This window comes from Dorea sp. (assembly GCF_977044405.1).
In genome coordinates, this window is sequence record NZ_CDRRQK010000015.1 from 19,782 (window position 1) to 43,421 (window position 23,640).

22 protein-coding genes and 1 other annotated feature are annotated in these 23,640 nt (G+C 41.4%); of the genes, 5 read left to right on the forward strand and 17 right to left on the reverse strand.

Going from position 1 to position 23,640, the window contains the following annotated elements; genetic code table 11:
- From ftsH to proS, 13 genes are all read right to left on the reverse strand, one after another.
- Positions 1–1,845, reverse strand: coding sequence for an ATP-dependent zinc metalloprotease FtsH (gene ftsH, locus ACWJAF_RS08210; protein WP_296030151.1), 1,845 nt, complete (start codon positions 1,843–1,845; stop codon positions 1–3).
- Between the two features lie 27 nt (positions 1,846–1,872).
- The gene (hpt, locus tag ACWJAF_RS08215) at positions 1,873–2,400 is read right to left on the reverse strand and encodes a hypoxanthine phosphoribosyltransferase (RefSeq protein ID WP_448863181.1); all 528 of its coding nucleotides are present in this window, start codon (positions 2,398–2,400) and stop codon (positions 1,873–1,875) included.
- Complete coding sequence (gene tilS, locus ACWJAF_RS08220) at positions 2,384–3,751, reverse strand: tRNA lysidine(34) synthetase TilS (protein ID WP_448863182.1); 1,368 nt, start codon at positions 3,749–3,751, stop codon at positions 2,384–2,386. The genes hpt and tilS overlap by 17 nt, the downstream gene beginning before the upstream one ends.
- A 107-nt stretch (positions 3,752–3,858) precedes the next feature.
- Entirely contained in the window at positions 3,859–5,262 is a 1,404-nt protein-coding gene (locus tag ACWJAF_RS08225; protein WP_296030159.1) for a SpoIIE family protein phosphatase, read from the reverse strand.
- 152 nt (positions 5,263–5,414) lie between these two features.
- Positions 5,415–5,738, reverse strand: coding sequence for a septum formation initiator family protein (locus tag ACWJAF_RS08230; protein WP_296030162.1), 324 nt, complete (start codon positions 5,736–5,738; stop codon positions 5,415–5,417).
- Positions 5,739–5,857: 119 nt separating this feature from the next.
- Positions 5,858–6,148 (reverse strand): spore cortex biosynthesis protein YabQ, encoded by a 291-nt coding sequence (gene yabQ, locus ACWJAF_RS08235; RefSeq protein WP_448863184.1) that lies wholly within the window; start codon positions 6,146–6,148, stop codon positions 5,858–5,860.
- 32 nt (positions 6,149–6,180) lie between these two features.
- Positions 6,181–6,471, reverse strand: a complete 291-nt coding sequence (gene yabP, locus ACWJAF_RS08240) for a sporulation protein YabP (RefSeq protein ID WP_296030166.1) — start codon at positions 6,469–6,471, stop codon at positions 6,181–6,183.
- 66 nt (positions 6,472–6,537) lie between these two features.
- Entirely contained in the window at positions 6,538–6,777 is a 240-nt protein-coding gene (locus tag ACWJAF_RS08245; RefSeq protein ID WP_448863185.1) for an RNA-binding S4 domain-containing protein, read from the reverse strand.
- Between the two features lie 99 nt (positions 6,778–6,876).
- Entirely contained in the window at positions 6,877–7,152 is a 276-nt protein-coding gene (locus ACWJAF_RS08250) for an HU family DNA-binding protein (RefSeq protein WP_296030172.1), read from the reverse strand.
- 178 nt (positions 7,153–7,330) lie between these two features.
- Positions 7,331–8,344 (reverse strand): CotS family spore coat protein, encoded by a 1,014-nt coding sequence (locus ACWJAF_RS08255; RefSeq protein ID WP_448863186.1) that lies wholly within the window; start codon positions 8,342–8,344, stop codon positions 7,331–7,333.
- A 110-nt stretch (positions 8,345–8,454) separates the two neighbouring features.
- On the reverse strand, positions 8,455–9,801 hold the full coding sequence (locus ACWJAF_RS08260) for a CCA tRNA nucleotidyltransferase (protein ID WP_296030178.1): 1,347 nt from the start codon (positions 9,799–9,801) through the stop codon (positions 8,455–8,457).
- 110 nt (positions 9,802–9,911) lie between these two features.
- Positions 9,912–10,682, reverse strand: coding sequence for a transposase (locus ACWJAF_RS08265; protein ID WP_296030181.1), 771 nt, complete (start codon positions 10,680–10,682; stop codon positions 9,912–9,914).
- Between the two features lie 87 nt (positions 10,683–10,769).
- Positions 10,770–12,209, reverse strand: a complete 1,440-nt coding sequence (gene proS, locus ACWJAF_RS08270; protein ID WP_448863187.1) for a proline--tRNA ligase — start codon at positions 12,207–12,209, stop codon at positions 10,770–10,772.
- Positions 12,210–12,363: 154 nt separating this feature from the next.
- Positions 12,364–12,574, reverse strand: a binding site (T-box leader).
- A 292-nt stretch (positions 12,575–12,866) separates the two neighbouring features.
- On the opposite strand from proS, the gene ACWJAF_RS08275 reads away from it, so the two are divergent.
- On the forward strand, positions 12,867–13,649 hold the full coding sequence (locus ACWJAF_RS08275) for an RluA family pseudouridine synthase (RefSeq protein WP_448863188.1): 783 nt from the start codon (positions 12,867–12,869) through the stop codon (positions 13,647–13,649).
- A 345-nt stretch (positions 13,650–13,994) separates the two neighbouring features.
- Here ACWJAF_RS08275 and spoVG read toward each other — a convergent pair whose 3' ends face one another.
- The 3 genes from spoVG to ACWJAF_RS08290 are packed head-to-tail and all read right to left on the reverse strand — an operon-like array spanning position 13,995 to position 16,705.
- A complete protein-coding gene (spoVG, locus tag ACWJAF_RS08280) occupies positions 13,995–14,270 on the reverse strand; it encodes a septation regulator SpoVG (protein WP_296030196.1) in 276 nt (91 codons plus the stop codon).
- 45 nt (positions 14,271–14,315) lie between these two features.
- Positions 14,316–15,434, reverse strand: coding sequence for a glucose-1-phosphate adenylyltransferase subunit GlgD (gene glgD / locus ACWJAF_RS08285; protein WP_296030198.1), 1,119 nt, complete (start codon positions 15,432–15,434; stop codon positions 14,316–14,318).
- Positions 15,431–16,705, reverse strand: a complete 1,275-nt coding sequence (locus tag ACWJAF_RS08290; protein ID WP_448863190.1) for a glucose-1-phosphate adenylyltransferase — start codon at positions 16,703–16,705, stop codon at positions 15,431–15,433. The genes glgD and ACWJAF_RS08290 overlap by 4 nt, the downstream gene beginning before the upstream one ends.
- A gap of 292 nt (positions 16,706–16,997) precedes the next feature.
- On the opposite strand from ACWJAF_RS08290, the gene murC reads away from it, so the two are divergent.
- The 4 genes from murC to ACWJAF_RS08310 all read left to right on the forward strand — a co-directional run bounded on the left by murC (position 16,998) and on the right by ACWJAF_RS08310 (position 21,913).
- Entirely contained in the window at positions 16,998–18,377 is a 1,380-nt protein-coding gene (gene murC / locus ACWJAF_RS08295) for a UDP-N-acetylmuramate--L-alanine ligase (RefSeq protein WP_296030201.1), read from the forward strand.
- A 137-nt stretch (positions 18,378–18,514) separates the two neighbouring features.
- Positions 18,515–19,636, forward strand: a complete 1,122-nt coding sequence (locus tag ACWJAF_RS08300) for a DnaD domain protein (protein ID WP_448863191.1) — start codon at positions 18,515–18,517, stop codon at positions 19,634–19,636.
- A 92-nt stretch (positions 19,637–19,728) separates the two neighbouring features.
- Entirely contained in the window at positions 19,729–20,742 is a 1,014-nt protein-coding gene (locus ACWJAF_RS08305; protein WP_296030208.1) for an ATP-binding protein, read from the forward strand.
- Positions 20,729–21,913, forward strand: a complete 1,185-nt coding sequence (locus ACWJAF_RS08310; RefSeq protein ID WP_448863192.1) for a ribose-phosphate pyrophosphokinase — start codon at positions 20,729–20,731, stop codon at positions 21,911–21,913. The genes ACWJAF_RS08305 and ACWJAF_RS08310 overlap by 14 nt, the downstream gene beginning before the upstream one ends.
- 170 nt (positions 21,914–22,083) lie before the next feature.
- On the opposite strand, the gene ACWJAF_RS08315 is transcribed toward ACWJAF_RS08310, so the two are convergent.
- Positions 22,084–23,640 carry an ATP-binding protein gene (locus tag ACWJAF_RS08315; protein ID WP_448863193.1) on the reverse strand — a complete coding sequence of 519 codons (1,557 nt, stop codon included), beginning with the start codon at positions 23,638–23,640 and terminating at the stop codon, positions 22,084–22,086.

Sequence of the window (23,640 nt, forward strand, 5' to 3'; positions counted from 1 at the left end):
CTAGTCTTCCGATACATCTTCCGGGAACAGCGCTTCAAATTCTTCTCTGGAAATCTTCTCTTTTTCCAGCAGAAGATCTGCGCATGCATGCAGTACATCATCATATTTTCTAATAATATGCCGTGCTCTGTCATAACATTCATCAATAATTCTTTTTACTTCCTGGTCAATGACTGTGGCTACACCTTCACCATAACCTCTTGCCGTATGTGCCAGGTCTCTTCCGATAAACACCTCATTATTGTCATCATCATAGTTGATAAGTCCAACTGCTTCTGACATACCAAACTTCGTAACCATGGATTTTGCAAGTCCGGTTGCCTGTTTGATATCCTGGGATGCTCCGGTCGTAATATCATCAAACACTTCCTCTTCGGCTACACGTCCGCCAAGCGATACCGTAATATCCTGAAGCATTTTTCCTTTTGTATTAAACATTTCGTCTTTTTCCGGAAGCGGCATTGTATATCCACCTGCACTTCCTGTCGGAATGATAGATACACTGTACACAGGTCCTACATCCGGAAGCACATGGAATAAAATTGCGTGTCCTGCTTCGTGGAATGCCGTGATCCGTCTTTCTTTTTCGGAAATCACACGACTCTTCTTCTCTGCACCAATTCCGACTTTTACAAATGCTTTCTTAATATCATCCTGTTTTAAGAAAACTCTGTTATCTTTTGCCGCAAGAATTGCCGCCTCATTCAGAAGGTTCTCAAGATCCGCTCCTGTGAATCCTGCTGTTGTCTGTGCAATCTGCTGAAGATCAATCTCTTCACTTAATGGTTTACCTTTTGCATGAACCTTAAGGATCTCTTCACGGCCTTTGATATCCGGTCTTCCAACCATAACTTTACGGTCGAATCGTCCCGGACGTAAGATCGCCGGATCGAGGATATCTACACGGTTCGTTGCTGCCATTACGATGATTCCTTCGTTAACACCGAATCCATCCATCTCTACCAGTAACTGATTGAGTGTCTGCTCTCGTTCATCATGGCCACCGCCCATTCCGGTTCCACGGCGTCTTGCAACTGCATCAATCTCATCGATGAAGATGATACATGGTGCGTTCTTCTTCGCTTCCTCGAACAGGTCTCTGACACGTGATGCTCCGACACCGACAAACATTTCCACAAAGTCAGATCCGGAAATCGTAAAGAACGGAACTCCTGCTTCGCCGGCTACTGCTTTTGCAAGCAAAGTTTTACCGGTTCCCGGAGGGCCTACTAGCAGAACTCCTTTTGGAATTCTTGCACCGACCTGGATATATTTCTTCGGAGATTTTAAGAAATCAACGATCTCTTCCAGCTCTTCTTTTTCTTCCTCCAGGCCTGCCACCTGTTCAAATGTAACTTTCTTATCACGGTCTGTGCTCAGTCTTGCACGGCTCTTTCCAAAGTTCATAGCCTTTGTATTCGCCCCGCCTCCCTGACGGTTCATAAGACCAAAGATCAGAAATACTCCAAGCAGCGTAAGGATAACCGGGAGAAATGTTGTAGCCGCCCAGCTATCCTGTGGAATATCCGGCATAGTATAGTCCACATTCTGGTCTTTCAGATAATCCTGAATCTCATTTACATCAGAGACATACAGATATCTTATATTATCTGAACTGTCGTCTCCTTTTAACTCAATCTCAAGCCGTCCTGTCGGAACGCTCTTATTCTGATTCACTTCAACCGATTCAATCTTATCTTTCTGAACCAGCTGTTGAAATTCCTTCCAGGAGATTTCTTTTTCCCGTTGATCAAACTGATTGGTGAACCACAGTGCAGCAAATAAAAATACCACAAACACCAGAAGTACCGCTCCATTCAGTCCTCTCGCTTTCTTATTATTCAATTTTCAGGCTCCTTTCTTGTAACGCGCCTATTCTACACCTTCTACCACTCCGATGAATGGAAGATTTCTGTATCTTTGCGCATAGTCAAGACCATATCCCACTACGAATTCATCCGGGATATTGAATCCGACATAATCTACTTTCACGTCTTTTACTCGTCTTTCCGGTTTATCAAGTAATGTACAAAGCTTCATGCTCTTTGGATTTCTCTTAGATAAAATGTCCATCAGATAATACAGTGTTCTTCCAGAGTCGATAATATCCTCTACGATCAATACATCTTTTCCTTCCAGGCTTTCATCCAGGTCTTTTGCGATCTTAACTACACCGTTTGACTTGGTTCCGTCACCGTAACTGCTGACGCTCATGAAGTCCATAGATACCGGCACTGTAATTCTCTTAGCCAGTTCACACATAAAGAACACGCCGCCCTTTAATACACAGATCAGATGTACCTGTTTTCCGGCATAGTCTTTGCTGATCTGCTCTCCAAGCTCTTTGATTCTCTTTGCAACATCCTCTTCTGGGACCAATACTTTAACATTCTCTGCCATCTTTTTCTCCTCCGCCTAATTTTATTTCCAGAATTCTTCTGGTTTTATCTGTAACCTGATATGCCTGATTCTGCCTGTATCCAATGATCCAGAGTATGTGGCTGCCATCTGCTGCCAGCCAGATCTTCTCTCTGTCTTCCCGGGGAACCTTTACATTTGTAAAATACTTTTTCAGGCTCTGCGTCCCACCGTTTTTATCAATTGTGATATAGTCTCCAGGCTGTTTATGTCTTATTTTTACAGTATTTTCAATTATATCATAGTCAAACCATTTCGTGTAGGCTTTTTTAGGAAATGCACGGGTTCCTGGTGTTCTTTCGAATACCCGCATCACCGTCTTTTGTTCTTCTCCTCCATCTTCCGGCATTCCCCGGCATATTCTGACACCTTCATAGCACCTCTTTGCACGAACTTCATATGGGAGCATGATCTGCCGTCCCGTCTGCCGTCCGAATAATTCCATTACCATTCTTACATGCACCTGTTCGATATCTTTCCTGTGTCCCGCCACCTCGCAGAGCACCTCATGTATCAGAAATGACCGCACCGTCTCATGCACTTTAAGAAATTCCTGTTCCAGTATCATTACTTCTGCATACCCCGGACCATTCCGACTCTTCGTACAGACCTTCCTGCACCGGCTTACTTCCGATTCTACAAACGTAAGAACCGAACGCATCAGTTCTGTCGTCTCCGCAATGTGTTCAACCGCCTGTGTGTTGATTTCTTCTTCCAGATATGGAATGACATGATTCCGGATACGATTTCTTGTATAATGATCCTCCAGATTGGTCTCATCTGTACAATACAAGATTCCCTGTTCTTCCAGATACGATTCAATCTCATTGCGCCTTACGCAAAGCAGCGGTCTTATATAAGGACCTTCAACCGGGCTGATCCCGCAGATCCCCCGGAGACCACACCCCCTGCTCAGATTCCATAATAATGTCTCCGCATTATCATTCTGATGATGTGCCAGCGCAATCCTGGTTCCCTGCTTTTCCTTTCTCACCCGTTCAAATACAGCTCTTCTTACATTTCTTCCCGCTTCTTCGACGGTCAGCTTCTGTTCCGCCGCATAAGCTTTTACATCTTCATGTGCCACATACAGTTCAACGCCATATTCTTCACACAATCTTTTTACATATCTCTCATCTGCATCTGCGCTTTCTCCACGCAGACCGTGATGTACATGCACCGCTGTCAATGTCAGATTATATACTTTTTTCAGCCTGATAAGCATGAAAAGAAGGCATACCGAGTCAGCTCCTCCTGATACGCCCACAATCACATGATCCTTTTCCTGCAACATATGATATTTTTCTACATATGCCTTTATACGTTGATACATTTTTTTATCCTTCTATATTCTTTCCATCAGAGCATGTCTGAAAATGCTTTTTGAACACGCTCTAAAATCTGGTATCTCCTTAAATATATATAATTTCACCTTGAAAGTCAAATTCTCCAGATCCCGATCACCATTATTGTCATGTCATCTAACGGCATTTCCCCCGAGCATTTCAGCACTTCTCCCAATATATTCCGGGCAAATTCTTTGGGATTGACACTTTCTTCGTTCCTGATAAATTCTATCATCTTCTCTTCCTGGTCTCCCACCGGCAATGCATCCATCACACCATCCGTCACCATAATAACAAAATCTCCGGACTCCAGATCCATCCTCTCTTTGTCGATCTCTATATTCTGGATCACGCCAATCGGGAGTGTTGTGGACTTTACCGTTCCGACTTCTTCTCCTTTTTTTATAAATGTTGTACATGCCCCGGCTTTTACAAACTCGCAACTTCCCTGATACAGATCAAACAGACAGACATCCATGGTACAGAATTTTACCTCTTCTCTTCCGATCACAAGGGCCGTATTCATAAGCTGCAGTGCTGTATCTGCCGGAAATCCAGCTTCCAGAAGTTCTTCTAACATCTCTACCACCATTGTACTGTCACGGAACGCTTCTTCTCCCGATCCCATTCCATCCGAAAGCGCCACTCCCTTTTTTCCGCCCGGAAGATCTTTCATAAGAAATGTATCTCCGGATATCTGGCTGCAGTCTTTTCCGATTCTGGCAACTCCCTGCAGCGTCTGGAAAACTGCTCCTTCTATGCATGCAACCGTCCCGTATTCTTCACCCACGACCAGACGCTCCCCCTGTCTTGGGATCATGGATTTTCCGAGACATTTTCCTACCAAATGTGCAACATCTTTTGCAAATACAACTCTTCCTTTTGTCGCCTTTAATGTCAGATGCACTTCGTATCGTCCCTGTGATGTCATATAAAAGACTGCAAAGAGAAGTTTCATATCTTCTTTTTTCAGTGCGGCTTTTATTCTTTTTTCCAGATAATCATCCTGGAAAATACCGGCATCCAGTTCCCTCGTTGTATACTGGATCATCTTCGCAAAGCTTGTCAGCTGTCTTGCATACCCTTCTCTTGCCTGGATCATCCTGTGGTTCCAGAACAGGATCTGTTTTGCATTTTCGAATAGTTCCAGACTCTCTCTTAAGAATCTTGGTGCCATCTGGCACTGCCTCTTCAAGCGCCTTTTTAATTCTATATTCAACTCCGCACCATATTCTTCTGCCGTACACAGAATCTCATACATCATCTGATATGTCCTCGCCCTACGGTCGCCGAGGCACTCCCTTTTCCAGTCACATCCGGTACATACCTTATCCGTTACCTTTTCGAACATCTCATCCAGTTCTTCTTTTGATAACGTCCCTTTATATTTTTCCATATTCAGAAATGTTCTGGACAAATGCTCCAAAGAAGATGCAAATTTGTCCATCTGTATAACGTATGGATTCACAAATACTTCCTGATCTTTTATCTCTTCCATCTTTTCATCTCCTTTTTTCATAATGTACAGGGAATCTGCCACTCGCAGCTCATTACGGATGCTTTGGCAACTGGCCAGCTTCTCTTGCATACTTTGGCTTCAAAAAAAGAAAAAAGCTTCAGGAATCTTTCCTGAAGCTTATCTTTTGTCTGCTATTTTGCTTTGAAAATAATCTCGTTGTCATATACAAGTCCTAACTTGTTCTTTGCAACATCTTCTATGTACTTGTCTGTTCCGACATATTTGTCTAATTCATCAATCTCTTTTGTGCGTTCTTTCTCCGCCTTGATCTGCTGTTTCAATTCTGTCTGCTGTGCCAGGTATTCTTTATTCTTTTCTTTGATCGCCATACCTTTCACTGTTACTACGACTGCTAACAACAGAACAACTGCACAAATCGCCAGCACACTCTGCATATGGTTCTGATAACGCCTGCGCTGCCGTTTTTTGCGGTTTCTCTGTTTTGTATCATTCATTGTTTTATTCACCTTATTTTTGCATTCTGCCCGTTCACTCATCTGGTCATTACTTCCATTCTATCTTCTTTACTGTCCTTTTTCAAGTGCTTCCGCCAAAATGCCGTTTCTCCTGTATACTATTTTCTATAAATCTTTTCCATATGAACGATAATGACAGACATGGCTGTTACCCCAGCCGCAAGTCCTAACATGATATACCAGCGTATCTCACCGTTACTTATATGATATATCTGAACAAATAAAAAAACTGCTGTTCCAATCCAGTAAAACAGATCTTCCAGCTCTATCACCCAGTGCGTATGATGTACAATCTCCCTGAAACAGCTCAGGCACCGATACATAAGCCGCACAATTCCACCGGACAAAACTGCGGTCAGGAATACTATGATCTCCCTTTGGATTCCCATCTTCTCCCTGCTTTCTGTGTGATCGTAAAAAGCTAGCGAAACAGCTTTCCAAACAGGCTTTCTGCCTGTTTTCCCGGCGTATGGATCTCTGAATATGCCACACTGTCTATATTTCCCGACAAATCAATCTCACCTTTTTCCAGATTTACCCGGTTCACATGTAGATCCGTCCCTTTTACCATCAGCATCCCCTGTTCTGTCTCCAGGAGAATTTCGTTCAGGTTAAAGGACAGCACATCCAGAACGCCTGTTACCAGACCGTTTTTTCTATTGTTCAACACTAATTTATGATTTTTTGATACTGCCGTCTGCTCCACAATCATCACAACCTTTCTTAATAATCATATGAAAGGCTGCCGGCTTTTATACCTGATGTGGCATACATCCTGTTAAATATACTTGAACAGTTCTCCGGCTTCTTCTTTTTTTGTCGTCTCTTTTATTCCAAGAACTTCTACTTTAACAATCCTTGTTCCAAACTGGATCTCTATGATATCTCCGGCTTTTACCTTTACAGATGCCTTTGCCGGTTTCCCATTGACCAGCACTCTTCCTGCATCGCATGCCTCGTTTGCTACGGTGCGGCGTTTGATCAGTCTTGATACCTTTAAAAATTTGTCTAATCTCATGTCTTCCCTCTTCCATCCGGTTCTTCAGTATCCGATGGCATACTTGATAAAAAAACGGAGAGCGTACAGACACTCTCCGGTATAATCATCTATAAAATACTACTCGTTGATAGCATCCTTTAAAGCTTTACCAGCTTTGAATTTTGGTGCGTTGCAAGCAGCGATCTTCATTGTCTCGCCTGTCTGAGGATTTCTTCCTTCTCTCTCAGCTCTCTTACTTACTTCAAAAGTACCAAATCCAACAACCTGTACTTTGTGCTCTTTCTTCAGTTCGTCTGTTACAACATCGATGAATGCTTTTAAAGCTTTCTCAGAATCTTTTTTAGATAACTCTGCCTGGTCAGCAATTGCTGCGATCAGTTCTGTTTTGTTCATGGATATATTCCTCCTCTTGTTTACGTTTAGAATTCAATTATTTCATTCTTTCATTAATGTAAAGCTACCTTTCATACCCGTCATATGAAATGCCTTTACGTACTGTTATACCTGTTTTCGTACAGAATGTCAAGGTAAATCCTTTGTTTTCCTTGTATTTTCAAGGTTTTCCGAGGTTTTAAATGGTAAATCCAAACACTTCTTTTAAGAAGTATTTTTTATCCTCTTCCTGCCTGACTGCGGTCTGTAGTTTTTCTATATTTTTTACCGCTACCCATGCTTTATTCGTATTATAGTAAGAATTCGCTATTTTCCAGAATTTTTCAGGATAGATCAGTCTCACTTTCAGATATGCCATCTCCTCCTGTGTAAGTGGAAGAATCGCAGAATAGGCATTCAGCATTCCATCACCGACTCTTATCTTCCATCCATTTTTTTCCATGACCTTGCGAAGAAAATAATACAGATCCTCTATCTGAATATCCCGTCTGCATTTTTCAAAATTGGTCGTTGCTATTTTGCCATGCAGAAATAATACATTATGATAATTATATTCTCCATGTATCATGCTGCACCGCTCCATACTATCCCGGTATAATTTTTCATAACCAGACTCCAGAAGAGCCTCCTGTGCCGCCTCCGCCCATTCATACATCTCATCAAAATGCCTCAAAAATGCAAGCTCGAATTCTCCCTTTCTGACAACCTTTCTGGAAAACTGACGGATCTTTTTTAATTCCCGGTTATGCCGCTGATATTTTCCTGACAGTTCAGGTCCCGCTGCCGGCTCATTTTCCATCTTATGCCGCATAAGAATATGTAGTTTTGCCAGATTTCCAGACGCCTCAAACACTTCTGCGTTCTTTTTTACTTCACATTCCCTTGCCGCAAACCACCGTTTCAGGATATACTTTTCTCCACTTTCCAGAGAAGACAGATACGTCCCGTTTTTATTCCGGACTGGATAATCAATCTGCGTATACCCCTGTTCAATGAGATATTCGTACAATTCACCAATTGCAGGGAACCGCTTTTCAGATATATTCACCTGTTTTAAAAGGCACAAGCCTTTATCCGTATCACACAAAACAGCACCCCTGACTTTGCGGGTGCTGTTTACTTCTATATCATACTGCTCCAATATTTTTTGTTCAAAATCCTGCATCTGTATTCCCCGCACTTTACATTCCATATTCTGTTTAAATGTATGTGCCAGATGATGGGAATATTCGGTTTTTCTCTATTATTTGCAGCTTCTTTCACTCATGACTGCATCCATAATGTTACTGTTTACACGGAATCTTACTGTTTTTTTGCGCCTTTTTGCCAGATATCAAGCAGGCACTCTTTTTCATTCAGTTCCGGATTTTCTATTACGACTTCCAATAACTTCTGAAGTGTTTCCCCAATCTCTTTCCCCGGTTTCATTCCTGCCTGTATCAGATCCCGTCCGGTTACTGCAAGCTCTTTTAACGATACACACTGCCCTTTTTTTATAATCTCTGCATATAATTCTTCCACTTCTGTCAGATTCTTTAGTTTTTCTTCTCTCTGATAAGTACTCTGCGCCATTACATCTGCTCTTCGTACTTCCAGATAATATGGGAATATATCTTCCCCAATCTGGTTCATGGCTCTTCTTACATTCTTTGCCTTAGCCGGCATGCGGTAATCGTGATTCAGGACAAGTCTTGTCACTTTATGCAGGGTATCATTGTCGAATTTCAGTCTTTTTAATACTGTTTTTGCAATCTCTTCACTGCCGAGTGCATGCATCTTAAAATGCGCCACGCCTTCTGCATCCATCGTCTTATAACCCGGTTTTCCCATATCATGCAGCAGCATAGTCAGTCTTAATATCTTATCATTTCGCACGTTCATCATCGCATGGATCGTGTGTTCCCCTACTGTATACATGTGGTGCGGTGTCTCCTGTGCCGTCTCCATCATTCGGTCAAACTCCGGAAGGAATATCTTCGTAATTCCAAGCTCATATGCCGTTCTTATCAGTTCCGGCCGGTCAGAAGTCAGCATCTTTACCAGTTCTACCTGGATTCTCTCTGCACTGATATTCGCAAGCGTCGGCGCAAGAAGGCGCATTCCTTCTTTTGTCTCTTCTTCCAGATCAAATCCCAGCTGCGCTGCAAATCTGACTCCTCTTAAAATCCTGAGTGCATCTTCTGAAAATCTTTCTTTCGCATTGCCGACACAGCGGATTATATGCTTTTTCAGATCTTCCATTCCGCCAAATATATCTACAAGCCCGTCACGCTCATTATATGCCATGGCATTGATCGTAAAGTCTCTTCTTAGCAGATCTTCTTTTAGGTTTCTGGTAAATGTTACTTCTTTCGGGTGTCTGCTGTCTTCGTATTTTCCATCTATTCTATATGTGGTAACCTCATATCCTTCATGGTTCAGAAGTACTGTAATCGTTCCATGCTCGATGCCGGTATCAAATGTTTTGTCGAATAAGCCCTTCGTCTCTTCCGGCATCGCAGACGTCGTAATATCCCAGTCTCCCGGTACTCTCCCAAGGAAGGAATCTCTGACACATCCGCCTACTGCATAGGCCTCAAACCCCTGTGCCTGTAATGTATGTATGATAAATTTTACATTTTCTGGTAATTCTATACTAAAATTATTCACCGTAATTCCTCCGTTTATCTACAATATATTTATCATATCATATTTTTCCTGGGGACGGGGTTTTTTTAAAAAACCTCCGTCCCAAATTAAAAATGCCCTGTCCCTTATTATTATTTTCTCTTATCGTTTCCTATTTCATTTCTTATTTTCTTTGCCTTCTTTAGTGAAATATTCAAACATTGCTTTATAATATTATCTAACAAATTTCGCACATTAATATCGTCCAAAATTTCTTCTCCTTTCATCTGAAAATCTTTTTGCATTTGTTCAAATATAATTTCTGCTTTCGTCTTTTGTTGCGTATACACTTCTTCTGGCGTATCAATAAATAACATGTATTTATCCGTTTCTTCTTTATGAAATTCATAAAATTCTTTCTTATTGAATTTTTCTTTAATCATCTTTATCGTAGTATCATCTATAATAATTTCTACAGATTTTTCTTTATAATATTCACCCATGCTACTATATTTATAGCCATCTATTGTTTTGCATATATTCGCCTTAATTGGATTCCTATGTATATAACGAAGACAATTCCAAAAATAACTTTCCGTTTCTATACATTGACTTTTATATCTTCCTTCGAATACATAGCCTTTTCTTTGATGAAATTGATTATAATAAATTGCGTAAGCAGCTAAGATTTTAGCCATAAAAGAAGCTAATTCTTCCAAATCAGCCTTTATAAGTAAATGAAAATGATTCGACATAATACAATATGCGTAGATTTGCACATCATATTCTTCTTTATACTTTTTTAATAGATTCTGAAATCTAGTTTTCCCTCGGTTGCTATTAAATATAGGAAGTTTATTTATACCACGGTTTGTTACATGATAAATTCCTGTACTGCTCTTTTCCCTTGGTTTTCTTGGCAAATTATTTTTCCTCTCCCTTCAAAAAGGGACAGGGCATTTTTAATTTGGGACGGAGGTTTTTTAAAAAAACTCCGTCCCTTTTTTAATTTAGTATGATTTACCCCAGTAAGCCATATGTTTTGCAGGTTTTCCACACCAGATACACTTATCGGAAATGAATTCTTCATCTTCGATCAGACATCTTGTAGCAGCTCCGCCTGTGTTGTATTTTACTTCTCCTTCACATTCCGGATCTCCACACCAGCATGCTTTTACAAATCCACGGTTGGCTTTGAACTTCTCAACCATCTCATCCATTGTTGTAGCTGTATCGATATGACTGTTCAGGAATTCCTCTGCTCTGTTGTACATATCCTGCTGCTCCTGCTCTAAGATCTCGCGGAGTTTTACTGCGATCTCATCGAGAGATACAACGATCTTCTCACGGTTGTCACGACGTACCACAACAACCTGGTTCTTCTCAATATCCTTTGGTCCGATCTCGATACGTGTCGGGATACCAAGGATCTCCTGCTCAGAGAATTTCCATCCTGTACTCTTATCAGAATCATCAATTTTAACTCTGTATCCTGCTTTTTTCAGTTCATCAAGCAGTGCGTAAGATCTGTCAAGTACCCCCTCTTTATGCTGAGCGATTGGAATGATTCTACATTCAACCGGTGCTACATGTGGCGGCAGTACCAGTCCGTCATCATCACCATGAACCATGATCAGGGCTCCGATACTTCTTGTAGACCATCCCCATGATGTCTCGTATGCACTGTGCAGTTCGTTGTTCTTATCTACATATTTGATTCCAAATGCATCTGGGAAAGCACTTCCGAAGAAGTGGCTTGTTGCAGACTGCAGTGCTTTTCCGTCGTGCATCAGCGCTTCGATCGTGTATGTGTCTTCCGCTCCGGCAAATTTCTCATGCTCTGCCTTTCTTCCAGCTACGAATGGAATAGCCATTGTCTCTTTGTAGCAGTCTTTATAAACTTCCCACATCTGGATTGTTCTTTCTTCTGCCTCTTCATATGTTGCATGAAGTGTGTGGCCTTCCTGCCATAAGAATTCTCTTGAACGAAGGAAAGGTCTTGTTGTCTTCTCCCAACGAAGAACAGAGTTCCACTGGTTCCATACCTTTGGAAGATCTCTGTATGATTTTACTGTTTTTGACCAAAGATCACAGAATAATGTCTCTGATGTAGGGCGTACACATAATCTTTCCTGCAGTCTTTCCATTCCACCGTGTGTTACCCATGCTACTTCCGGTGCAAATCCTTCTACGTGATCTGCTTCTTTTTCAAGCAGTGACTCTGGAACCAGCATTGGCAGATATACGTTTTCAACTCCTGTTTCTTTAAAACGTCTGTCCAGGTCTGACTGGATCAGTTCCCAGATTGCATAACCGTTTGGTAAATAGTTCATGCATCCTTTTACGCTTGAATAATCACAAAGATTTGCCTCACGTACAACGTCTGTGTACCACTGTGCGAAATCTTCATCACGAGATGTAATGTTTTTGACTAATTTTTCCTTTGCCATGTTTCTCTTCTCCTTTTCATTTTGGTGAAATCCTTATTCCACGTTATTTTTTTGCCGGGAGCTATAAAACCTGGATTTTTTATATATTCTACTGCCAACCTCCTCTTGCGGATGTCTGTGCAATAAAAAAACGCCGGGCCTTTCGACTCCCCGAAAAAGGGACCGAAAAGCTCGGCGGTACCACCCTAGTTAACTGCGACCCTTTCGCAGCTCTCTTCATTGGCCATTAACGCTGGCTGACACGCTGCATTTTCATGCAGTGGCTCCAAGACCGGTTCTATGTGATTAACAGCAGATATCTCACACCATCTGATATCCTCTCTGCGGCTGGTTTCGCATATACTAATTCTCTTCATCACCATAAAATCATTATAAAAATGTTGAATTGTCAATTATTTTAATCCAAGAGGTAGGTTTTGTCAAGAGATTACTTCTATCCAAGTTTTCCACTCAACCGATCTCCGTTTTCCAGAACATTTGCATTCTGCAGCTAAAATTGCATATTTCAGTTATTGCAGCATCATATGATTTTCTCTTTTCTCCCCAACTTCTTGCAGTTTTTTTCTCTCCATGATTTAATAATATAACATAATGTAAATTACAAACTTTACTTTTAACGTTCACATCATAACATTGATTTTAACAAAGGAGAAGTATATGGCTACTTTAAATATATTATATGAAGATCCATACATTCTGGTCTGCATCAAACCACATGGCATCGCTACCCAGAGCAAAAGCATCCGCTATCCGGACATGGTCAGTCTGATCAAGAATCATCTTGCCAAGAATTCAACTGATTCCGCAAAATCCGGTACACACGGCAAATCTTCCGGCGAACCGTATCTCGCTGTCATCCACAGGCTGGACCAGCCCGTTGCCGGTATTCTTGTCTTCGCCAAGACACCTGCCGCTGCCAAAGATCTCAATAAGCAGCTTCAGAATCAGGGATTCGGGAAATATTACCGGGCACTTGTTACAAATACACCTGCACAGGATGAAGGCACATTAGAAAATTATATGGTAAAAGACGCAAGAACGAATACATCCAGAATCTGCTCTTCAAAAGAAAATGGTGCAAAAATTGCAAGACTTCATTATCATACCGTTCCACTTTGCAATTGGTTATTTACGGCACCAGACAACGCCAAAATCAATCACATTTCGAACACTAACCTGCAATCGGATGGCTCCGCCTCAAAAAACACGGATTTTCATGGCTCAGAGCTGGAAGTTCATCTGGATACCGGCCGCCACCATCAGATCCGTGTACAGCTTTCCTCCATCGGCTCTCCGATTGTTGGAGATACAAAATACAATCCGGATCTTGCCGACACAAAAGGATGGCAGACAATCCGGTTATGTGCTTATAAACTGGATTTTAAGCATCCGGTTACGCACAAACCGATGCATTTTCAATTAGACGCTGATCCCAGCTAACTTATGATATCAGCCTGGAATTTTACAGTACCTGACACTAATAGTTCCTTATACAGAGAACTTGCCACTGGCAACTTCTCTTGCATGCTTTGGCATACAGCGAACCTGCCACTGGCAGCTTCGCTTGCATACTTTGGTATAAAAATGTGGTCCGGCTTTGTTGGACACACCGACCACAAAAAGGAGTGAACCTTTCGATCAATGTCATCTTAACTTATTGACATTGACCTCTCGATTCACTCCTTTTTTGCCGATACATATACCATATAACAACGGAGAACTCTTCACAGCGCATATAGCCTATGTGCTTCGTTCTGTTCCCCCGATATATCCACTCGATACACTCTATGCTTCTGCTGCATCCTCAGCTAACGCTTCTTCATATTTCTCGAGGATAATATTCTGAATGCGCTCTCTTGTTCCTGAATTGATTGGATGTGCAATATCTCTATATTCTCCATCTAATGCTTTTTTGCTTGGCATTGCGATGAAAAGACCTTTCTCTCCTTCAATTACCTTAATATCATGTACCACAAATTCCTCATCCATGGTAATAGAAACGACAGCTTTAAGCTTGCCCTCCTTTGCTACTTTTCGTACTCTTACATCTGTAATCTGCATGTTTTTCTAGCCCCTTTCTTCTAGCCTTTGCACTGATCTTTTTTCTTAAAGTGCATACCTCTCATTTTTTTCTACCACTACTTTCACGCCATCTTCACCAACATAGCGTGTATTTGCTCTAATTGTATCCCGGCTTTCAACAATACAGTTTTCAATGTATACATTGTCCCCAAGATAGACATCATTCAAAATGATGGAATTTTTAATGACACAATTGTTCCCCACGAATGTCTTCTTGAAAAGAATCGAATTCTCAACTGTTCCATTAATAATGCTTCCGCTTGCCACAAGGCTGTTTTTAACCATCGCGCCCGGATTGTATTTTGCCGGCGGCAGGTCACTTACCTTGGAATAGATACTTGGCTGCTGACGGAAGAAGTAATTCCGGACTTCCGGTTTCAGGAAATCCATATTTGTCTGATAATAAGCATCCACGGTTGATATGTTGCTCCAGTAGTCTTTTATTTTATAACCGTAGATCTTCTTCAGATTCTTATATCTGATCAGAATATCGGTCACAAAATCATGTCTGTCATCCTCTGCGCAGTGTTCGATCAGGTCGATCAGCTGGCGTCTTCTGATTACATAGATACCAGTCGATACAATCTGTGACTGTGCCACCATCGGCTTTTCTTCAAACTCTTCAATACGCATGGAATCATTCATCTTGATCGTTCCAAAGCGGCTCGCATCTTCGTTCGGACCAAGTTCTTTGCAAACGACTGTAATATCTGCTTTTTTCTCAATATGATATTCCAGTACTTTGTTATAATCCATCTTATATACGGCATCACCTGATGTAATGATTACATAAGGTTCATGACATCTCTTTAAGAAATCCAGATTCTGATAGATCGCATCTGCTGTTCCACGATACCAGTATCCGTTTTCTGCTGTGATTGTTGGCGTAAATACGAACAATCCACCCTGTTTTCTACCGAAATCCCACCATTTGGATGAATTCAGGTGTTCATTTAACGAACGGGCATTATACTGCGTCAGAACTGCAACCTTCTGAATATGAGAGTTAGACATGTTACTGAGCGCAAAGTCAATGGCTCTGTAACTTCCTGCGATCGGCATCGCTGCCACTGCTCTTTTATGCGTCAGTTCACGCATCTTATTGCTGTTACCACCTGCTAAAATAATACCTACTGCTCTCATACTCGCTCACCTGCCTTTATCAATGTTTCTCCACTTTCCAGTATTCCATTCGGGTAATCATCTTTGGATGTCACACCACTGATAGCAGTATTCTTTCCAATCTGCACACCACCTGGTATCACAGATTTTTCACCGACTGCAACAAGTCCAAATGAGTAGATCGCCGGTTTTAACTTATTCGGCACATCACTACCAATACCAAATGTAACATTGTCACCAACCTCACAGCTCTCGGCAATGATAGACTTGTCCACAACACAGTTCTTTCCAATTCTTGCATCCTTCATAATGATCGAATCGCGAACCACTGTTCCCTCACCGATAATTACTCCGGAACCAATGATACTGTTATGTACCTCACCGTAAACTTCCGCTCCGTTACAGATAATGCTTCTGTCGATCACGGACTGTGCTGAAATATACTGTGGCGGAAGGATCTCACTGTTAGTATAGATCTTCCAGAATTCTTCATAAAGATTAAACTCCGGTATGATATCTATAAGCTCCATATTCGCTTCCCAATATGAGCCAAGTGTTCCTACATCTTTCCAATATCCATTGTATTCATATGCAAATAATCTCTCACCTTTGTCATGACAATATGGAATAATATGTTTTCCAAAGTCACATCCCGGCTCGTCCTTTAATGTCTCAAGCGCCTCTTTTAACGCTTTCCACGAGAAAATGTAGATTCCCATAGATGCCAGATTGCTCTTAGGCTCTGCAGGTTTTTCCTGGAATTCCTGAATTCTTCCGTCTTCGTCTGCGATTACGATTCCAAAACGGCTGGCTTCTTCCATTGGTACCGGCATCGCTGCGATTGTCACGTCTGCATTATTAGCCTTATGATAATCAAGCATCACCTCATAATCCATCTTGTAAATGTGGTCACCTGATAAGATCAGTACGTAGTCCGGATCAAACTGTTCCATATAATCCAGATTCTGATAAATTGCATTAGCAGTACCCGAATACCATTCACTGCTTCCGCTTCTTTCATATGGTGGAAGAACCGTTACTCCTCCGTAATTACGATCAAGATCCCAAGGAATACCGATTCCAATGTGTGCGTTCAGTCTCAGTGGCTGATACTGCGTCAATACTCCGACTGTATCAATTCCAGAATTAATGCAGTTGCTGAGCGGGAAGTCAATAATGCGATATTTACCTCCAAATGCAACGGCTGGCTTTGCAACTTTTGCTGTGAGAACTCCAAGTCTGCTGCCTTGTCCTCCTGCCAGCAACATTGCTATCATTTCTTTCTTTCTCATGTCATCACCCCTTCTCAGTAGTCTTGCTTTTTTTATTATATCATATTTCTCCCTATGTAGCTAACAAATTTTACAGTTTTCTTTTGATTTTCGCAAACTTTTTGTTAAATTATTACAAAAACTTACGACTTGGATTTTTTTTGATAAATGTTTATAATAATGATGAGAGTATGAAAAATAAATTTTAAGACTTACATCATAATAATATGAAGAACATGAAGTTTTTATGACTGGATATTTACTTATTTTATATTTTTACCTATATTTAAATTAACAAAAAGGATGGTTTATTATGTATAAAATTAATTTTGAAAAACCTGTACACGTACATTTTATCGGAATCGGCGGTATCAGTATGAGTGGTCTCGCCGAGATCCTTTTAAAAGAAGGATTTACAATCTCCGGTTCAGATAATAAAGAGTCTGCCCTGACAGATCACCTGGAAAAACTTGGCGCAAAGGTATTCTACGGCCAGAAAGCTTCGAACATCATTCCTGGCATTGATGTCGTTGTATACACAGCCGCAATCCATCCGGATAACGAAGAATTCGCCGAAGCTGTAAACCAGAATCTTCCAATGCTGACCCGTGCCGAACTGCTTGGACAGTTAATGACCAACTATGATGTCCCGATCGCAATCTCCGGTACACACGGAAAGACAACAACAACCTCTATGCTTTCACACATTTTACTTGCCGCAGATCTTGATCCTACTATCTCTGTCGGTGGTATCTTAAAAGCAATCGGTGGCAATATCCGTGTCGGTGATTCTGAATATTTTGTAACAGAAGCCTGTGAATATACCAATAGCTTCCTGCATTTCTTCCCTAAGATCGGGGTTATATTGAATATTGACGAAGATCACCTGGACTTCTTTAAGGATCTGGATGATATCCGCCATTCTTTCCATCGTTTTGCGAAATTACTTCCAAAAGACGGAACACTGGTGATCAACGATAATATTCCTCATCTTGAAGAGATCACTGCAGATCTTGACTGCCGTGTAATCCGCTACGGTAACGACAGTTCTCTTGATTACAGTGCTACAAACATCCTTCACGACAAGAAAGGAGAAGCATCTTTTGACCTTGTAAAATCCGGCGAATTCATCGACCGAATCTCCTTATCTGTCAATGGAGACCACAATGTATCCAACGCATTATCAGCAATCGCCGTTGCTGATCTGCTTGATGTTCCTTTTACACAGATCAAAGAAGGCCTGAAATCCTTCCATGGTACAGACCGTCGTTTTGAATACAAGGGTGAGGTAAATGGATTTACCATCATCGATGATTATGCACATCATCCGACAGAAATCAAAGCAACTTTAACTGCTGCAAAAGAATATCCACATAATGAAGTATGGTGCATCTTCCAGCCACATACTTACACCCGTACCAAGGCATTATTCCCTGAGTTCGTAGATGCCCTGACACATGCAGACCATGTGATCCTGGCTGATATCTACGCAGCCCGCGAAACCGATACACTGGGTATGTCTTCCGAGATGATTGCAGACGAATTGAAGAAAAAAGGTTGTGATGCATACTATTTTCCGACCTTTGATGCGATTGAAAACTTCTGTCTGGAGCACTGCCAGAAAGGTGATGTGTTGATAACTATGGGAGCCGGAGACGTTGTAAACATTGGGGAAAACCTGCTTAAACGTTAGTTATCCACATTTTCCACATGATTTTATCCACAAAAAAGTCGGATTTTGGCTCAGAAATTTCTTTTGTCCCCGCCGTCCCGGTGCTATAATGTGTCTACGATGAAAGAGAAGTATGCTCGGAGAGGACGGGGAATTTTATGAAAGAATTAAAGCTTACAAAATATATTCAGCCAAATGCTACCATATTAGATAATGAATTTATCGACCACTATATGGTCAGGGCTAACGGAGAATATGTGAAAGTATATCTGCTTCTTCTCCGTCATATGAACCCGTCAGGCGGATCTCTTTCTGTATCTGAACTGGCCGATGTTCTTGACTGTACAGAAAAAGACATTATGCGTGCATTAAGATACTGGAAAAATGAAGGACTTCTGGATTATCAGGATGATACTCCGGATGATCCATCTTCCAAAAACAATATGGACATATCCCAGTCTTCAGAACTGCGTGATGTAAAAGCTGATTACACGGCATCACAGGCTGCTGTTTCCGATCATTCCGGATCCGTTATAAAGAATACCAGAATATCAGAGAACTCTCCTGCTGCTTCTACAACCAATATCCAGCAGTATCGCAACCGCAAAGAACGTGCGGATTTTAAAGAATTACTGTTTGTTGCAGAACAATACCTTGGCAAAACACTCTCTGCAACCGAGATTGACCAGATTACTTATTTTTATGACACACTTGGTATGTCTACCGAATTAATCGAGTATCTGATTGAATATTGTGTAGAAAACGGACATAAAAGTATCCATTACATTAATAAGGTGGCCTTATCATGGCATGAAGAAAACATTACAACTGTGAATCTTGCCAAGTCAAGTGCTTTTCTTTATAATAAGAACTGCTATTGTGTCCTGAATGCATACGGAATCAAAGGACGGAGTCCTGCTGCTTCTGAGATTGCATACATCCGCAAGTGGACGGATGAATATGGTTTCGCACTTGAGGTAATCCTTGAAGCATGCGACCGCACAATGAATGCAATCCATCAGCCAAGCTTTGACTATACAGATTCTATACTGAAGCGCTGGAAGGCAAAAAATGTCCGCCAGTTAAAGGATGTGGATGCTGTAGACGCAGACTACAGACGCGAAAGAGAGCGTGCGAAAGAACTCGCAAAAGAACGCAGAAAGCAACAGACAGCTACTCCTGCTGCAAAGCAGAACACTAAGAACAACAATAAGTTCAATAATTTTGACGGCCGTTCCTATGATATGAACGATCTGGAACGCCGCCTGGTTCAACAATAAAATATACATATCAGATTTGATGATGCGGATGCAAAAGAATCTGTCACCGGCAGTTTCTCTTGCACACTCAGGTATGAAGGAGTTTCCATAACATGGCACTTTCCAATTCCCAGTACGATCATTTAATGCGTGCTTACGAACAACAACAACTGGATAATGAGTTTCAACTCAGAAAACGCTATGAGCGGGCTTACTCTCTCATTCCTGAATTAGAGGAAATGGATCATTCCATCTCCTCTTTAAGTGTTAAAAAGGCAAGACTTCTTCTGGACGGCGACAAGAATGCTCTTTCTTCATTAAAAGAAGAGATTGAAAGCCTGTCTGCCCGGAAACCGGCTTTATTAAAAGCTCATGGTCTTCCTGCCAATTATCTTGAAATGCACTACCGGTGTCCTGACTGTAAAGACACCGGCTATATTGGTACACAAAAATGTCACTGTTTCAAAAAAGCGATTGTGGATTACCTGTATACACAATCCAATCTCAAAGATATCCTTGACAAAGAGAACTTTTCTACCTGTTCTCTGTCGTACTATTCCAGAAATCACATTGATCCCCTTACCGGACGGTCATCTCTGGAATCTATGGAGACGGCATTAAAGGTCTGTCATAACTTCGTGAATACATTTTCTGATGAATTTCATAACATACTGTTATATGGAGATACCGGAGTAGGTAAAACTTTCCTTTCTCATTGTATTGCGAAAGAGCTGATGGACTCTGCATATTCTGTTATATACTTTACAGCCGCCGGACTTTTTGATATCCTTGCTGAGAACACATTTGGTAAAAAGCAGAACACCGATGCAGATGTCTTCGAGCATATCTATGACTGTGATCTGCTTATTATTGATGATCTGGGAACGGAACTGCCAAATTCGTTCACCATATCACAGCTGTTCATTTGTCTGAATGAACGCATATTAAGGCAAAAATCAACTATAATATCTACCAACCTGGCATTGGAAGATATTAAATCAATCTACTCGGAACGGACGTTTTCACGTATTAGCAGTAATTATACGATTCTTCGGATTACTGGTGATGATATCCGTATCCAAAAAAAATTATTAAACCTGGGAGGTACTAATGATGTTACGCCGTAACGATCGTAATCTTGAAAATATACCAGTAGGAGCTCTTGGAATTATCGCTCTTGATGGTTGCACAGAGATGGGAGCTAAAGTAAATGACTATCTCGTAAAATGGAGAAAAGAAGATGGACACATTCACAAGGATGATGTCGCTTTCACAGGCTATGAGAAGGATACTTACTTAATCGATGCAAAGGTTCCACGTTTTGGTTCAGGTGAAGCCAAAGGTATCATCAATGAATCTGTTCGTGGTAAAGACCTTTACCTGATGGTCGATGTATGTAACTACAGCCTGACCTATTCCCTGACAGGAAATGTGAACCACATGTCTCCTGACGATCATTATCAGAACTTAAAACGTATTATTGCAGCAGTCGGTGGAAAAGGACGTCGTATCAACGTCCTTATGCCATTCTTATACGAAAGCCGTCAGCACAAGAGAAGCAGCCGAGAATCCTTGGACTGCGCACTTGCCCTGCAGGAACTTGTCCGCATGGGTGTTGACAATATCATTACTTTCGATGCACACGATCCGCGTGTACAGAATGCAATTCCTTTAAGTGGATTTGAAACAATCCGCCCAACTTACCAGTTTATCAAAGGTCTTCTCCGTACTTTTAAAGACCTTCAGATCGACAGCGACCACATGATGGCAATCAGCCCTGACGAAGGTGCTACAGGACGTGCAATCTACCTTGCAAACGTACTGAACCTTGATATGGGTATGTTCTACAAACGTCGTGACTTCTCAAGAGTTGTAGACGGACGTAACCCGATTGTTGCTCATGAATTCCTTGGATCTTCTGTTGAAGGAAAAGATGTGATCATCCTTGATGACATGATTTCTTCCGGTGACAGTATGTTAGACGTTGCACGTCAGTTAAAACAGCGCAAAGCAAGACGTATCTTCTGTGCTGCTACATTTGGTCTGTTCACAAACGGACTTGAAAAATTCGATCAGGCTTATGAAGAAGGTATCCTGGATGCCGTTCTGACAACCAACCTGATCTATCAGACACCAGAACTTCTGGAACGTCCTTACTACATTAACTGTGATATGAGTAAATATATCGCACTCGTTATCGATACTCTGAATCATGACGGATCTATCAGCAGTATCCTGAATCCAATTGAAAGAATTCAGAACGTAGTAGATAAGTATAAAAACGGGGAAGAGATTTAAAAACTATACAGTCCCTCTTCTCGGACAGAGTATGTCAGAAAAATGCTGTCGTATTTTCTTACGACAGCATTTCTATTATTATTTTTAAGCTTTTTCATTTACTTTCTGTAAAAATTATGGTTCCATTTTACACTGTGTTTAAACATATATTTCCTGGCTTTTCACCCATATTATAATTCAACCTTGTGATAAGTAATTCCAGATTTTTTTAATACTTGTTCTTCTCTTGTCTGACAGGTAAAGAGCAATACCTGTTTTTTGTGATTCTTCAGCCATCTAAGCGTCTGTTCCATTCTGTTCTCATCATAATAGGCAAATGTATCATCCAGAATTACAGGCATCTCCTCTTCACACAAAAGTTCTCCTACCGCCATTCTAAGCGCCAGATAAATCTGCTCTACAGTTCCCCTGCTCACCTGATGAAGTTCCATTCTCTTTTCCCTTGTCAGAACCGCTATATGCAGCTGCTCATCTGCCACGATTTTCTGATATTTTCCATCTGTTATTTCACACAGGATCGCCGATGCTTTCTCATTCAGATCTCTTTTCAGATATCCCTGCATCTCTTCTGACAATGCTTCCAGATGCTCTGCTGCCATCTGTACTGCCTGCCTTTTTATCTCACATTCCCTGGATCGTACACTGACTTCATCAAGCTCTGCAAGCTGCTCGCCAAGGTTCTCGTATGCAACCTGTTTTTCTTTTAATTCTGATGCAATGTGTGCTCTTTCCCAGCGTAGCTTTTCAAGCGGTATCTTCTCTTCTTCCGGTGTAATCTCTTCCAGTATGATCTCCGGCTCGGTCTTTACCTGTTTCTTTCCGACTTTCATACGGTTCCATATATACGTTCCGCTTGCCAGAAACAGGATGATCGCAATCAGATAATTCCACGGTTTTGAAAACAGGATAACTGCTATTATAATCACCAGCACAAATACCAGAATCTCCATCGGATGAATTCTCCATTTTTCAGGTCTGATCTCATCCATGAAGCCTTTTGCGCTTTCTTCTTCCTGCCTGCGTTTCCGTTCTTTTTCTGTACGGTATGCAAGTTCTTCTTCTATCGTCTCAAGTTCCTCTTCCAGATGATGTACATCTCTCCATACAAATGAAACTTCCTGCTCCAGCTGCTCTCTTTTTTGTCGTTTTTCCTGCAGGTCTTTTCGTATTTCCTGCTCCAGCACTTTCTTTCTGTTATTCAGCTGTTCTAATGCACCGCTTAAGTTGATCTCTCCATTGCCAGATGTATAATAGTTGGTTGCATAATTCTTTAATTCTGCAGCAATTCCTGCACCCATCTCAGCATTTCTCTGGCTCATGGATACCGTGTTATCATAACAGTCTGCATCCATTCCGCCAAGCAGCATCTCAAGATCTCCATCCTCAACAGACAAAACTTCTCCGTCTTCTTCGCAGATAAGCTCTGCCTTTTTGGAATATTTATCAAAATTACGCTCTATGCGGAACGTTTTTCCCCCACTGGAAAACTGGAGTACGCCCGCATAATAATTCGAATTCTCCCATGGCTCATAGGTACTGTATGTATCATTGACCGCCGCTCTCCCGCGTCCTCTTTCCATGCCAAAGAGCATACCCTTAATGAACGTATGGATCGTCGATTTTCCCGATTCATTTTCCCCGTAGATCAGATTGATCCCGTCTTCCAGTTCTATCTGACGGTTATGAAATTTTCCATAATTTTTTAATATCAATTCACGAATCTGCAT